Genomic DNA, 14,068 nt, shown 5'->3' with positions numbered 1-14,068 from the left:
GAGCTCTTCTTCCTTTTATGACTAATTATTTTTTATGTAGTTCAGAACACATGCCATTTCTAAAATTCTATTTGCCATAGAATTAGGAATAGCTGGTACTTCTTTTGGAAATTCTACTTCTTCTATTGAAAATATTTTAGAATTCGTAATTGAATAAGTTGCTGTAGACAACAACATCATTTTTTTATTTTTGCAGTCAAATTGCCATAACCCTATAGAGTTTAAATCTCCTAGATTGACTGATGTAGTTTTAACTGGGGCTATTACGATGGAATCTGAAATAGATTTAATTAGTTGATAACTCAAATAATGAATTTTTGTATCATCTCTAGCATAACTGATCCATCCTTTGTTGAGGTTATCTTTAATACTATTTTGCTGTTGTTTTGATAAGTTTTGATATGTATCAATTGAAAGAGTAATGATTTTTGCCTCTGTTGATAGCGATAAAAAAAATAATAAAAAAGTTAAAATAAACTGTTTATCCATATTGTTGATTTAATTGGTATCTTTAATGAGGAAAGTATAATCTAAAAATTAAATATTTTATTTATTGAAGATAAAAAACTTGTTTCTTTTATTATTAAAAAAGCATACCCCTAAATAGGGGTATGCCTTTTTAATATTTACTTAAAACTGATAATTCAAACGCAATAACACATTACGTGGTGTGCCTGGCATGCTGTCCGAACGCCAGTACTCTTTATTGGTTAGGTTATTTACCGCAAGTGTGACATTCCACGGATCTGCACTATAGCCAATCGCTGCATCGACACGGTTAAAGCCTTCCATTTTTACTTGATTATTAATATTTGGATAATAAGAGCCCACATAGGTCACACCCACTTCGGTATACCACTGTTCAGTTGGTAAATAGCGAACAAATAAATTACCCGTGTTTTTAGATGTGTTGGCTAAATAGTTGCCTTCTTGTTCAGGTTTTTGTTTATCTTCTTTTACTTTTGCATCTGTGTAGCCATAACCACCACGGACAAAGACATTATCAAGTACGCGACCAATAAAGCTAAATTCAAGACCACGAGATTGATGCTGTCCCGCAGTTGCCCATACTTCTGGTTGCTCATTAGGATTTGGTTTATAGCGAATATTATTTTTACGAATATCAAAGACAGAAAATTGAGTATTTAAACGATTATCTAACCATTCGCTTTTTACCCCAACTTCATATTGCTCGTTATATTGAGGTTCTTTATCCATTTTTGTGACATCGGTGTTTCCAGTAACTTGGTTAACACCCATTTGTCCACCAAACGGTGCAAAGCTCTTAGAGTAAGACGTATAAAAACTATGTTCAGGAAGCGGTTGCCATACCAAACCAACATTTGGGCTAAAGCTGCCATCTTTTACATTACGATGTTCATTCTTAATTTTGTTAGTGGTTGAAAAGTCAAAGTAATCGTAGCGGATGCCCATCATCAGTTTAAGTTGGTCATTTAGACCAATTAAATCTTGAATAAATACGCCGTAAGTTGTGCCTTCATTATAGTTATGCTGACTAATTTCTAATGGGCCATTGCCACGACTGTACTCTCGTTCACCAGTGATTGGATTAACGTAACCATAAATGGCTGACCCATTTTGAGTTTTATTGGCTAGACGTGGCTCTCGTTGCTCATAAGTCCAGTCTGTACCCACCATAATTTGGTGTTCAAGCGAGCCTGTTTTGAACTTGCCCTTAATATCAAAGGTATTGGTGGTGGTCTTATTGCTGGTTTGTTGCCAGTAGTAAATTTGGTCGACGTAACCTTTTTTAGTACAAGACTCATTCTTTGAGTTTTTACCATCTAAACCACAATAAGTTCCAAAATAAAAGTGGTCAAAGTTCTGTTCTGCTTGTCGGTAACTTGCTGCCCAGTGAAAGTTCCAATCAGGCGCATATTGATAATTCACATCGGTGCGGACAACTTGCAAAATATCATCAACATAATCGCCGTCTTGGGCAAATCCCATTTTAATTGAAGTCCCTGCAGGCAGAATGTCACGTGATGGTCCGCGATCAGGTACACGACCTAATTTGTCATAGGTGTATTGTGTGGTCCAAGTGAGTGTTCCATCATCATTTTTATAAGTAAAACTTGGTGAAAACATTTCAATTTTATTTTCAATGCCAGAACGGAAGCTGCCTGACTCGCCATATTCTCCAGTTAAACGTACTGCTAGATTGTCATTAAGTACTTGGTTGATGTCAGCCGTTGTTCCGTAGTTATCATATGAACCAGCGTACGCACCAACTGAACTTTTAGAGTCAAAATTGGCGAATTTACTCACCATATTCACAACCCCGCCGCCAGCACTACGGCCATATAAAACAGAGGCGGGGCCTTTTAAAATTTCAATACGTTCGATATTTGCTGTACTACGACGTACTTGTCCGCTTTCACGTATACCATCACGGTAAATATCACCTGTATCAGCTCCAAAACCACGAATCGTGATCCCATCACCGCGCATATCATAACTGGTTGATACCCCTGGGGTGCCTTGCAGCATAACGCTTAAATCATTTGATCCATAAATTTTATATTTCTGAACATCAATCGTATCGACGGTTTGAGGAATATCTTTTTTGTCTAAACCGTTGCGTGTGACATTGGCTTTGTCATAGTCGATATAACTTTTAATTGGGTCGAGTTCACTCATGGCCTCAATTTTTATGGTAGGCATGGTTGCTGCAACTTTTGCCGCTGAATCAGTCGCTTCCTCTGCGTAGGCACCTTGAATATTCAAGATCATTAAACTGAGTAAGCTCAGCGGGAAAAGACGCTTCATTTGGGGAGATGGTATAGAAATTCTTAACATAAAAATAAAATCAATTAACAAAAATAAAAGTATAAATGATAATTATAATCATTTAATTGTTTAGAATAAAAGAACTATTATCTTAAAAAATGACATATTTATTTTTTAATAACTGATTTTTAATAAGTTAATTAGCAAATTAAACGAATTGTATGAGTTGACTCATTAGTTTTTCTTGTTAATTGGGTTTTAAAGGGGGCTTTTCATCGATTAAAAGCACCCTTCTGGAATTACGTGTTATTTTTGAGAACATCTAAAATATCCATTTCTGGATCATAATTTTCATCAATTGTTTTGCAAATTGCTTGTCCCACAATGACATGCGTGCCATTAAAGGTCATAGTGGGTGCTTCATATAACTCCCAACCATGATTTAGAGCTTTAGTCACTCGTGCACAAAAAGCAGAGTCATCGGGGCCAGTTAAATAGCGATAAAGTTTCATGTTTAGCCTTTAAAAATAATATTTTATGATCATAGTTTAACTGAATTTACCTTAATTCAAGATAAAGAAATAACCGATAAGGTTTTACTGAAATTAAGAAAAACCAGTGAAAAATCTCAGTTATACTCATGCTAATTTAAATTTTAAGAAGAGCTTGAGCATGCGTGTACTTGTCGTCATGGATCCGATTGAAACCGTAAACCTTAAAAAGGATTCAACCATGGCAATGTTGTGGGCGGCGAGCCGTCGTGGACATGAATTAGGTTATGCATTACAACAAGATTTATATATCGATCAAGGCAAAGCTTACGGTCTCATTTCACCGTTAAAGGTTTTTGAAGATTACAACCATTACTATGAGTTAGGCGAAAAGAAAAAAGAATCTATCGCGGCTTACGATGTTGTGCTCATGCGTAAAGATCCGCCGTTTGACATGAATTTTGTCTACACGACTTACGTGCTTGAGCAAGCTGAGCGCGAAGGTTCATGGATTATTAACAAGCCTCAGTCACTGCGTGATTGCAATGAAAAACTCTTTGCAACGCAGTTTCCAGAACTACAAGTGCCTACACTTGTGACATCGCAACAAAGTTTAATTCGTGAATTTATTAAAGAACATGGCGATGTAATCGTTAAGCCACTTGATGGTATGGGTGGCATGGGAATTTTCCGTTTATACCAAGATGGTGTAAATATTGGTTCTACCCTAGAAATGCTTACAGAGCTAGGTACTCGTCCAATTATGGCTCAACGCTACATTCCTGAAATTGTAGAAGGGGATAAGCGTATTTTAATGGTAAATGGCGAACCTATTCCTTACTGCCTAGCTCGTATTCCACAAAATGGTGAAGTGCGGGGTAACTTGGCAGCAGGCGGTTTAGGCCAAGCGCGTCCGCTTACTGAAAATGATAAGCAGATTGCAGCGAAAATCGGGCCTTTCTTACGTGAAAAAGGATTGGTATTTGTTGGACTTGATGTAATTGGTAATTATGTCACTGAAATTAATGTCACTAGTCCAACCTGTATCCGCGAAATTGATGCTCAATTTGGTACATCAATTGCCGATGATCTATTTGATGTACTAGAAGGTGGTCGCACAGCTTAATTATTTATTTCGGGTGATTTTCAGCGGTATTTATTGGAAATCACCTGAAAATATATGAATTAATAAAATAACAATACTAAATACACCACAGCTTTGTAGGCATATTTTCAAAAAAGCACATCTTTCTGTTATAAACGAGTGAAATTAGCTTTTCGTTAATGAAGCTTTAGGATTAAAATAAACGGCTACAAAAATAGATGACAATTTCCATTGTTTTTTGAGTTGAAGAATTAGACCGTGACCGATTCACAGCAAAGCAAACCCAAACATGTCATGATGATGGCTGCCGGTACAGGTGGACATGTTTTTCCAGCCCTCGCCGTAGCCAAACAACTTCAACAACAAGGTTGTCAGGTTTCATGGTTAGCCACGCCAACAGGTATGGAAAATCGGTTATTAAAAGATCAAAATATTCCAATATATCAAATTGATATCCAAGGTGTTCGTGGCAATGGATTAGTCCGTAAAGTTGCTGCACCTTTTAAAATTTTAAAAGCCACTTTTAGTGCAATGCGCTATATGAAACAACTTAAAGTTGATGCGGTTGCAGGCTTTGGTGGTTATGTCGCTGGTCCAGGTGGTTTAGCTGCACGTTTGTTAGGTATTCCTGTTCTCATTCACGAGCAAAATGCAGTTGCTGGTTTTACCAATGCGCAGTTGTCTCGTGTTGCTAAAGTCGTATGTGAAGCATTTCCAAATACCTTTCCTGCTGGTGGAAAAGTTGTAACCACAGGAAACCCTGTGCGTCGTGAAATCACGGATATTTTAAGCCCAAAGTGGCGCTATGATGAGCGTGAACAAGCGGGCAAGCCTTTAAATATTTTAATTGTGGGCGGGTCTTTAGGTGCTAAAGCACTCAATGAACGCTTACCTCCAGCATTAAAACAATTACAAGTTCCACTCAATATTTTTCACCAGTGTGGTCAGCAACAAGTTGAGGCAACTCAAGCACTTTATGCAGATGCACCAGCTAATTTAACTGTACACGTTTTGCCGTTTATTGAAGATATGGCAAAAGCTTATAGTGAGGCAGATTTAATTATTTGCCGAGCTGGAGCACTAACGGTAACAGAAGTTGCAACAGCAGGTGTAGCCGCAGTTTTTGTACCACTCCCTATAGCAGTTGATGACCATCAAACTGCAAATGCCAAATTTCTGGCGGATGTCGGTGCTGCGAAAATTTGCCAGCAATCGACCATGACACCAGATGTTTTAAATGAATTGTTCACTTCGCTGATGAACCGCCAATTACTTACTGAAATGGCAGTGAAAGCGCGTCAACATGCCCAACCAAATGCGACTCAGCATGTGGTTGATCTTATCCAAAAAATGTAATCGGATTTACTATGTCTCCATCAACAGCTGCGAACCAAGCAAAAAAACTGATTAAAGTGCCTGAAATGCGCCGTATCAAACACATTCATTTTGTGGGGATCGGTGGCGCTGGGATGTGTGGCATTGCAGAGGTTTTGGGTAACCAAGGCTATAAAATTTCCGGTTCAGACATTAAAGCGTCTAAAACTACAGAACAATTAGAGAAAAATGGCATCAAAGTTTATATTGGCCATCAACCGGAAAATATTAAAAATGCCAATGTGCTTGTAGTTTCTACAGCAATTGATCCGGAAAATCCGGAAATTAAAGCTGCGATTGAGCAGCGTGTTCCAATTGTACGTCGTGCAGAAATGCTAGGCGAGCTTATGCGTTACCGTCACGGTATTGCTGTGGCTGGTACACATGGTAAAACTACAACTACAAGTCTTTTGACGACGATGTTGGCTGAAGAAAACCTTGATCCAACTTATGTTATTGGTGGCTTACTTAACAGTACAGGCGTAAATGCGGCGTTAGGTGAAAGCCGTTTCATCGTGGCTGAAGCTGATGAATCAGATGCATCTTTCCTTTATTTGCAACCAATGGCAGCGATTGTAACCAATATCGATGCTGACCATATGGATACCTATGAAGGTAGCTTTGATAAATTAAAAGATACTTTTGTACAGTTCCTTCATAACTTACCATTTTATGGCTTGGCTGTAGTTTGTGGTGATGATGCAAACATTCGTGAAATTCTGCCGCGTGTAGGCCGTCCGGTCATTACTTATGGTTTTAATGAAGATAATGACATTCGTGCAGTTGATATTGAACAAGATGGTATGCAATCGCACTTCACTGTGTTGCGTAAAGGCCGTGAACCATTGCGTTTAACAATTAATCAACCAGGTTTACATAATGTTTTAAATGCCTTGGCAGCAATTGGTGTTGCAACAGATGAAGGTGTTTCTGATGATGCAATTAGCCGTGCATTAGAAGGGTTTAGTGGTGTTGGCCGTCGCTTCCAAGTGCAAGGTGAATTTGAACTTGCTGATGGCAACGTTAAGTTAGTTGATGACTATGGACACCATCCGAAAGAAGTAGAAGCAACTATTAAAGCTGCTCGTCAGAGCCATCCGGACCGTCGTTTGGTTATGTTATTCCAGCCACACCGTTACTCTCGTACTCGCGATTGTTTTGATGACTTCATTGAAGTGCTCTCTCAAGTCGATCAATTATTACTGTTGGAAGTTTACCCTGCTGGTGAAAAACCTATTGTGGGTGCAGACAGCCGTACTTTAGCGCGTAGTATTCGTTTACGCGGACAAGTAGAACCAATTTTGGTCGATCCGGTTGAAGGTAATTTGCAAAATATCATGCAAAATGTGTTACAACCAAATGACTTGTTATTAACACAAGGTGCGGGTAACGTGGGAGCAATTTCAGTAGAACTTGCACAACACCATTTGTATGTGAAATAAACAAAAAGTATTGAATAATCGGGTTAAGGATTTAAACGTGTCAAATGCTACAAAATTCGGCAAAGTTGCCGTGTTGTTTGGTGGGAAATCGGCTGAGCGTGCTGTGTCTTTGGATAGTGGTCAGGCAGTTTTGGACGCTTTGTTACGTTCAGGTGTTCAGGCTGAAGCATTTGATCCACAAGACCGCAGTGTGACTGAACTTGTAAATTATGATCGTGCATTTATTGTATTGCATGGTCGCGGCGGTGAAGATGGCCAGATTCAAGGTGTGCTTGAATGGTTAAATCTGCCTTATACAGGAACAGGCGTGCAAGGTTCCGCTATTGGCATGGATAAAGTTAAAACCAAGCAAATCTGGCAAGGTAGCGATTTACCTACAGCGCCATATCGCATTATTACTAAAGAAACAGATTTAGATGCGGTGATTGCTGATTTAGGCTTACCTGTCATTATCAAACCTGTACATGAAGGCTCGAGTGTCGGCATGAGTAAGGTTGAGAAAGCAGAAGACTTTGCTGCTGCAATTGAAAAGGCGACTCAGCACGATGCTGTGGTGATGGCAGAAAAATGGATCACTGGTCGTGAATTCACAATTTCATTCTTAAATGGACAGCCTTTGCCCGTTATTCGTTTGCAACCACCAGCAGATGTTGCTTTCTACGACTATGAAGCGAAGTATCAACGTAATGATGTAGAGTATGGTATTCCTTGTGGTCTGAGTGAGGCTGAAGAGAAAAACCTACAGGCATTGTGTTTGCGTGCTTTTCAGGCAGTGGGTGCAGAAGGCTGGGGCCGTATTGATGCGATGCAGGATGAGCAAGGAAATTTCTGGCTTTTAGAAGTAAACACTGTTCCAGGTATGACCAGTCACTCTTTAGTTCCAAAAGCTGCTAAGGCTGTTGGCTATAGCTTTGATGAATTGTGTGTTGCGATTCTTGAGCAAACATTGGAAGGTACGGCTTAAATATGGCACAACTTCCGGCTTCCATGCGCCGTAAACGTGCGGCCATCACCTCTATTCATGATAAACCGCCTACGCGTAAGCAGAAGCTTGCGAATGCTGGTGGATGGGTGCTGTTGGTTATTGCTTTTGTAGTGCTGGCAGTCGGAATTTATGGGTTATATAAAGTTATTACAGATGCAACAGTTGCAAAACTAGAAGTTGTAGGTTCAGCGTCTTCTGTTGAAACACAACAAGTGATGCAACATGTTGCTCCAATTATAAAAGCGAATTATTTCACATCTGATTTAGAACAGATTCGTGACAAAACATTAGAAATTTCATGGGTAGACCGAGTTGTTGTATCTCGCGCTTGGCCCAATGGTATTCGTGTTCGTGTCATGCCTCGACATGCTATCGCCCGTTGGGGAACAGGTCGCTTGTTAAGCGATGGAGGCGATGTATTTAGTGAGGCGGAGCCGACAATTCATCCTGAACTTCCGTTGCTTCATGGGCCGGTAAGTCAGTCAAAAATGATGATGCGACGCTATAATGAAATTAATCAATTATTCCATCCTGTTAATTTACGCTTAAAAGAGTTATATCTGACTGAGCGAATGACTTGGTTTATGCAATTTGATTCTGGTTTACGTATTATTGTTGACCAAGATCAAACAATGAATAAGTTGCAACGTTTAAGTCATCTGGCACAATCTGACTTAAAAGCGGTGTGGTCGAAAATCTCAGCCATTGATTTGCGATATCGTAATGGATTATCTATTCAATGGAAGAACGCAACACCACCTAAAATTGTGAATGGTCAGTTTGTTGTAACGAGTGATGACACAAGCATTGCAGGTGGAACAAAAGCAAAGCCATAATACGTGGCTTTAAAATAGGCAATTTGCCTGGTATTAAACAACAAAGAAATGGTATGAGTGATGAGTGAAGCTGTTCCCTCAGTTGTTGCGATTGACATTGGGACGCATAAAGTTTCAGTTTTGATTGGAAAAATTCATGCGCCGGATAACATTCAAGTTATCGGTATGGCAACTGCTCGCAATCGAGGCATGAATAAAGGAAAAATTGTAAGCCTCGATAAAGTCATTGCTGCGATTAAAAATGCTGTTGCTGAAGCGGAAAATATGGCCGAATGTCGCATTCATAGCGCATGGGTATCTATTCCGAGTACCGAGTTGCAAAGTTTTTATGCCTCTGGTCGCACACCAGTATCTAATCCAGCACATGTGATTACAACAAATGAAGTCGTGCGCGCGTTAGAATTGGCAAAAGCAAGTCATGTGACTTCTGATTACTATTTAGCAAGTGCAGTGCCTTTAGGCTTTGAATTAGGTGATTCTGCTGAATGGGTGCAGAATCCAATTAACATGACTGCCCATAGTATGACTGGACATTATCAGTTAATGATGATGCCGATTGCGACTATGCAAAACCTTGATCGCGCCATGAAAGGTGCAAATATCGGGGTTGAAAAAATGGTGGTATCTTGTCTGGCAACCGCTGAGGCAAGCCTGCTTAAAGATGAAAAAGAGTATGGTGTTTGTCTGGTCGATATTGGCGCAGGTATTACCAATCTTGCGGTTTATCTAGATGGACGTTTGGCTCTGGCACGTACATTGCAACGCGGTGGTGAGCACGTTACGCGTGATATTGCTGCTGTATTGCAAACTACAACAGAAGAAGCTGAGCGTATTAAAATTCTGTATGGTTGTGTTGATTTAAGTGCTGTTAAGCCAGATCACATGATTCAGGTAGAAGGAATTGATGGCCCTCAAACAATTAGCCGAATTGAGTTGTCAGAAATTATTATTGCCCGTTATGAAGAGATCTTTAGCCAGATTCGCGATGAACTCGAACAAAGTGGTGCAATTCATGGTTTATACCATGGAGTAGTATTGACAGGGGATGCTTGTCAAATAGAAGGTATGGTGAGTTTAGCTCGTCGTATGTTGGGTGTATCTGCACATTTGGGTAATCCGCCGTTACAGGTTTATGCTGATGATCAACATCAAGCAGCCTTACGTCGTTCTATGTATGCAACAGCAGCTGGTTTGCTCATGTTTAGCCAAAGTGAGTTGCAAGATGCTGTTGAAGAGCCTGAAGAGGCAAATGACCGTTCGGTATGGGAACGAATGGTAAATGGCTGGAATGCGTTTAATAGCAAGTTAAAAGCCATTTTTTAGGATGTATGTATTTATTGGTAGAATTGTTAGGAAGTTGTAAGAGAAAACCGCTGTACTTGACAAGGTTGGTATTGCACAGCATTCTTAAAATTAGTTATTTTTGAAAATCAAGGCAGTATACGGGCTGAAGTGACTGCCATAATGTATTAGGAACCCTAAAGGTCATGGCCTCATTTGAATTTATAGAAGATGAACTAAACGATGGCAACGGTCAAGCCCGTTTCACTGTATTTGGTGTAGGTGGTGGTGGCGGTAATGCCGTTCAACATATGGTGCAGTCTGATATTCAAGGTGTTAAATTCGTTTGTGCCAATACAGACAAACAAGCACTGGACTGTATGAATGCACCTTTCAAAATTCAGTTAGGCGAGCAAAGTACACGTGGTCTAGGTGCTGGTGCTAACCCCGAAGTAGGGCAAGTTGCAGCAGAAGAAAGCCGTGAAATCATTCGTCACCACCTTGAAGGTACCGATATGGTTTTCGTTACCGCTGGTATGGGTGGTGGTACGGGTACTGGTGCAGCGCCTGTTGTGGCTGAAGTTGCCAAAGAAATGGGGATTTTGACTGTTGGTGTAGTTACAACACCATTTAACTTTGAAGGCCGCCGTCGTTTAAAGTCTGCTGAACGTGGTATTGAAGCACTTGAAGCACATGTTGACTCATTGATTATTATCCCTAACCAACGCTTATTAAGCGTATATGGCGATATTTCAATGAAAGATGCTTATAAAAAAGCTGATGATGTATTGTTAAACGCTGTACGTAGTATCTTTGACTTGGTTGTTAACCGTGGTCACATTAACCTTGACTTCGCCGATTTGAAAACTGCAATGAGTACTCGCGGTTACGCAATGATGGGTGCTGGTTTAGGTCGTGGTGAAGATCGTGCGCGTCAAGCTGCTGAACAAGCGATCCGTAGTCCATTACTTGATAACGTAAATATTATTAATGCCAAGGGCGTGTTAATTAATATTACGGGTGGTGATGATATTACGCTACGTGAGACTGAAATCATTACTGACGTTGTGAACCAGATTGTTGACCTTGATGAAGGTGAAATCTTCTACGGTACAGTATTTGATCCAGATGCACGTGATGAATTACGCGTAACAGTGATTGCAACTGGTTTAACTCGTAATGCAGCAGATGCTGAACCAAGAAAACGTAATACGGTAAGCCATGCATCGTCTCAATCAGCCCAATCTGTTGATGAAGATGACGTTCCTGCAATTAATAAGCGTCAAAACGCCGATAATGAAGTCAATAGCACAGCAAGTTCTACTCCGCGTTCTTCTCCAATGAGTATTCAAGATTACTTGAAAAATCAGCAACGTAAGTAAATTATCGTTAGATTTAATTAAGGGCAGTGTTTAAACACTGCCTTTTTTTATTTTTGATCAATGACTAAATATGCTAACGTATAGCGGTTTTAAAAAAGAAGTTACAAAGCATGGTGAAACAGCGTACTCTCAATCGTGTGGTAAAAGCGAGTGGAATAGGTCTTCATAGCGGTCAAAAAGTGATGATCAATTTCATTCCACATACCGTGGATGGGGGTATTGTATTTCGCCGTATCGATTTGGATCCGCCAGTCGATATCCCTGCTAATGCATTGCTCATTCAAGAAGCTTTTATGTGCTCCAACTTGGTAACTGGAGATATAAAAGTAGGAACAATTGAGCATGTAATGAGTGCGATTGCAGGTTTAGGAATTGATAACCTGATTGTTGAGGTATCTGCTTCTGAAGTTCCAATTATGGATGGTAGTGCTGGTCCATTTATTTACCTCTTAATGCAAGGTGGATTGCGTGAACTGGATGCACCGAAAAAATTCATAAGAATATTAAAACCAGTTGAAGCACTCATCGATGATAAGAAAGCAATTTTTAGCCCTCACAATGGTTTTCAATTAAATTTCACGATTGATTTTGACCATCCTGCATTTGCTAAAGAATATCAATCTGCGACGATCGACTTTTCGACCGAAACTTTTGTTTATGAAGTCAGTGAAGCACGTACTTTTGGTTTCATGAAAGATTTGGACTACCTGAAGGCAAACAATTTAGCATTAGGCGCAAGTTTAGATAATGCAATTGGTGTAGATGATACAGGGGTCGTCAACGAAGAAGGTTTACGTTTCGCTGATGAATTTGTTAGACATAAGATTTTAGATGCAGTTGGTGATTTGTATTTGCTTGGTCATCAAATTATTGCCAAGTTTGATGGCTATAAATCAGGACATGCTTTAAATAATCAGTTGTTACGCAATGTTCAAAGTGATCCGAGTAATTATGAAATTGTAACATTTGATGACGAGAGTCAATGTCCAATTCCATATGTGAGCGTGACATAAGTCCTTGTCTTTATTTGGCTACGTTATAATGTAACATTTAAAAGTGTGATTATAATCACATAATAATAATGATTCTAATTAAGAAATAGAAAGCTCGTCATTTTTTATTGCTTGCCAAACGTAGTAAAGCTTGGCTAAGCTTAGGGTCGCTCACGAAGTCGGCTGCACTACGTAACATTTCTTGTGTTTCCGGGGGAATGGGTTTAGATGGCTCAGATGAGGGTGCATTTGGAATATTTTTATTTCTCAATCGGACCTGAATTCGTTGTAAGTCTTTTAACCCTTCAAGCTGAGATAATTTAGATACATATTGGTTCTGTAAATAACTGAGTTGACTAATCATCGCTTGATTTTCACCAGTAATGATTAAAGAGCCATTTTGATAACACACGACCTGCCATTGTTCCGGTTGGGGCAATAAGGGTTGGATAATTTTCGTAAGTCTTTGCCATTGCGCGACTTGCGTTGTTAGAAACGTAAGGTTTCCTGTTTTTATGTGTTTTCCGGGTTGTTGAAAAACGTTATCGGGTTTAGACATAGTCATTCTCGGATGGATTCTTGTCTTAATCTTAAGCGTTCATTTCAATCGATATCAAGGAAGAGATCATAAGGAACTTGAGTAAGAACAGTTTCAAGAGGTTTTTATGCACACGCGTCGTATTTTATTAGCGTTTTCACTTGCCGCTTCGGCAGCATCAGTTGCTTTTGCAGATTATCAAACAATTAACCAATCTACTGACTCAGATCGATTGGAACAGCTATCAAAAACATTATCTCAAGGTTCATATACTCATCCTGACGATTTAGATCTTCCGGCGAGTGCGAAAGTTTCAGTGACCTTACGCCAAAAAACAGTTGAACTCAACAATGAGTCGCTCGCAAAGAAGTACGGTAACACAACCGCAAAAAATTCTTTTAATGCCTCTTCTTCAAATTCTTACTCTTGGTTAGTTTCTCACCCTCTTCCTGATACTGTACGAGTTTCTTCAAACTTTGGTGGCCGCACTATGGGCGGTCGTGCAGAACATCATGGCGGATTAGATATGGCTGCTCCGAGTGGCACACCAATCTATGCTACAGGCCCAGGTATTGTAACTAAATCTGGCTGGGGCACTGGCTATGGTCAATATGTTGAAATTAACCACGGCAATGGTTATTTAACGCGTTATGCTCATGCTTCACGTTTAATGGTGCGTGTAGGCGACCAAGTCTCTGCCGGTGAACATATTGCTAATGTAGGGTGTACAGGTCGCTGTACAGGTCCACATTTGCACTATGAAGTAGTAAAAGATGGTCAACGTAAGAACCCAACTACTTACTTGGCGATGCTTCCATAAAAGCATAGTTAAAAAGGTAAGGTTATTAAATTTATGAATCTAAAACTAAGCTAAACCTTTTTTAACGCAAA

13 protein-coding genes are annotated in these 14,068 nt (G+C 39.7%); 9 read left to right on the top strand and 4 right to left on the bottom strand.

The window, feature by feature from the left end; all coding sequences use genetic code 11:
* Positions 1–21 precede the first annotated feature (21 nt).
* The 3 genes from AW165_RS04645 to AW165_RS04635 all read right to left on the bottom strand — a co-directional run bounded on the left by AW165_RS04645 (position 22) and on the right by AW165_RS04635 (position 3,263).
* Positions 22–489, bottom strand: coding sequence for a surface-adhesin E family protein (locus AW165_RS04645; protein ID WP_060465094.1), 468 nt, complete (start codon positions 487–489; stop codon positions 22–24).
* A gap of 141 nt (positions 490–630) precedes the next feature.
* Complete coding sequence (locus AW165_RS04640) at positions 631–2,820, bottom strand: TonB-dependent receptor (protein ID WP_212823827.1); 2,190 nt, start codon at positions 2,818–2,820, stop codon at positions 631–633.
* Between the two features lie 230 nt (positions 2,821–3,050).
* Entirely contained in the window at positions 3,051–3,263 is a 213-nt protein-coding gene (locus tag AW165_RS04635; RefSeq protein ID WP_005066797.1) for a DUF1737 domain-containing protein, read from the bottom strand.
* Between the two features lie 160 nt (positions 3,264–3,423).
* Between AW165_RS04635 and gshB the strand changes: the two genes are divergently transcribed.
* The 8 genes from gshB to lpxC all read left to right on the top strand — a co-directional run bounded on the left by gshB (position 3,424) and on the right by lpxC (position 12,660).
* The gene (gene gshB / locus AW165_RS04630; RefSeq protein ID WP_002121985.1) at positions 3,424–4,368 is read left to right on the top strand and encodes a glutathione synthase; all 945 of its coding nucleotides are present in this window, start codon (positions 3,424–3,426) and stop codon (positions 4,366–4,368) included.
* A gap of 237 nt (positions 4,369–4,605) precedes the next feature.
* Complete coding sequence (gene murG, locus AW165_RS04625; RefSeq protein WP_005078668.1) at positions 4,606–5,703, top strand: undecaprenyldiphospho-muramoylpentapeptide beta-N-acetylglucosaminyltransferase; 1,098 nt, start codon at positions 4,606–4,608, stop codon at positions 5,701–5,703.
* An 11-nt stretch (positions 5,704–5,714) separates the two neighbouring features.
* Positions 5,715–7,163, top strand: coding sequence for a UDP-N-acetylmuramate--L-alanine ligase (gene murC / locus AW165_RS04620; protein ID WP_002122011.1), 1,449 nt, complete (start codon positions 5,715–5,717; stop codon positions 7,161–7,163).
* Positions 7,164–7,200: 37 nt separating this feature from the next.
* The gene (locus tag AW165_RS04615; protein WP_005066802.1) at positions 7,201–8,127 is read left to right on the top strand and encodes a D-alanine--D-alanine ligase; all 927 of its coding nucleotides are present in this window, start codon (positions 7,201–7,203) and stop codon (positions 8,125–8,127) included.
* A 2-nt stretch (positions 8,128–8,129) separates the two neighbouring features.
* Positions 8,130–8,984 (top strand): cell division protein FtsQ/DivIB, encoded by an 855-nt coding sequence (locus tag AW165_RS04610; protein ID WP_060465092.1) that lies wholly within the window; start codon positions 8,130–8,132, stop codon positions 8,982–8,984.
* A gap of 60 nt (positions 8,985–9,044) precedes the next feature.
* Positions 9,045–10,307: a cell division protein FtsA gene (gene ftsA / locus AW165_RS04605; RefSeq protein WP_060465091.1), complete on the top strand. Its 1,263-nt coding sequence runs from the start codon at positions 9,045–9,047 to the stop codon at positions 10,305–10,307.
* Between the two features lie 164 nt (positions 10,308–10,471).
* Positions 10,472–11,647 carry a cell division protein FtsZ gene (ftsZ, locus tag AW165_RS04600; RefSeq protein ID WP_060465090.1) on the top strand — a complete coding sequence of 392 codons (1,176 nt, stop codon included), beginning with the start codon at positions 10,472–10,474 and terminating at the stop codon, positions 11,645–11,647.
* Positions 11,648–11,757: 110 nt separating this feature from the next.
* Complete coding sequence (gene lpxC / locus AW165_RS04595; protein WP_002121967.1) at positions 11,758–12,660, top strand: UDP-3-O-acyl-N-acetylglucosamine deacetylase; 903 nt, start codon at positions 11,758–11,760, stop codon at positions 12,658–12,660.
* A gap of 97 nt (positions 12,661–12,757) precedes the next feature.
* On the opposite strand, the gene AW165_RS04590 is transcribed toward lpxC, so the two are convergent.
* On the bottom strand, positions 12,758–13,204 hold the full coding sequence (locus tag AW165_RS04590; RefSeq protein WP_081410540.1) for a DciA family protein: 447 nt from the start codon (positions 13,202–13,204) through the stop codon (positions 12,758–12,760).
* A 100-nt stretch (positions 13,205–13,304) separates the two neighbouring features.
* Here AW165_RS04590 and AW165_RS04585 point away from each other — a divergent pair, with 100 nt between their 5' ends.
* A complete protein-coding gene (locus tag AW165_RS04585) occupies positions 13,305–13,997 on the top strand; it encodes a M23 family metallopeptidase (RefSeq protein ID WP_002121983.1) in 693 nt (230 codons plus the stop codon).
* Positions 13,998–14,068 lie beyond the last annotated feature (71 nt).

This window comes from Acinetobacter sp. LMB-5 (assembly GCF_001541635.1).
GTDB lineage: Bacteria > Pseudomonadota > Gammaproteobacteria > Pseudomonadales > Moraxellaceae > Acinetobacter > Acinetobacter pittii.
Note: the sequence above shows the minus strand (reverse complement) of the source record. Positions and strands in the feature narration are given on the sequence as shown.

Excerpts from the sequence above, each read along its gene's own strand:
- AW165_RS04610 (WP_060465092.1), top strand. The coding sequence starts at position 8,130 with ATGGCACAACTTCCGGCTTCCATGCGCCGTAAACGTGCGGCCATCACC.
- AW165_RS04635 (WP_005066797.1), bottom strand. The coding sequence starts at position 3,263 with ATGAAACTTTATCGCTATTTAACTGGCCCCGATGACTCTGCTTTTTGT.
- AW165_RS04640 (WP_212823827.1), bottom strand. The coding sequence starts at position 2,820 with ATGTTAAGAATTTCTATACCATCTCCCCAAATGAAGCGTCTTTTCCCG.
- ftsZ (WP_060465090.1), top strand. The coding sequence starts at position 10,472 with ATGGCCTCATTTGAATTTATAGAAGATGAACTAAACGATGGCAACGGT.
- gshB (WP_002121985.1), top strand. The coding sequence starts at position 3,424 with ATGCGTGTACTTGTCGTCATGGATCCGATTGAAACCGTAAACCTTAAA.
- AW165_RS04590 (WP_081410540.1), bottom strand. The coding sequence starts at position 13,204 with ATGACTATGTCTAAACCCGATAACGTTTTTCAACAACCCGGAAAACAC.
- lpxC (WP_002121967.1), top strand. The coding sequence starts at position 11,758 with ATGGTGAAACAGCGTACTCTCAATCGTGTGGTAAAAGCGAGTGGAATA.
- AW165_RS04645 (WP_060465094.1), bottom strand. The coding sequence starts at position 489 with ATGGATAAACAGTTTATTTTAACTTTTTTATTATTTTTTTTATCGCTA.
- AW165_RS04585 (WP_002121983.1), top strand. The coding sequence starts at position 13,305 with ATGCACACGCGTCGTATTTTATTAGCGTTTTCACTTGCCGCTTCGGCA.
- murC (WP_002122011.1), top strand. The coding sequence starts at position 5,715 with ATGTCTCCATCAACAGCTGCGAACCAAGCAAAAAAACTGATTAAAGTG.
- ftsA (WP_060465091.1), top strand. The coding sequence starts at position 9,045 with ATGAGTGAAGCTGTTCCCTCAGTTGTTGCGATTGACATTGGGACGCAT.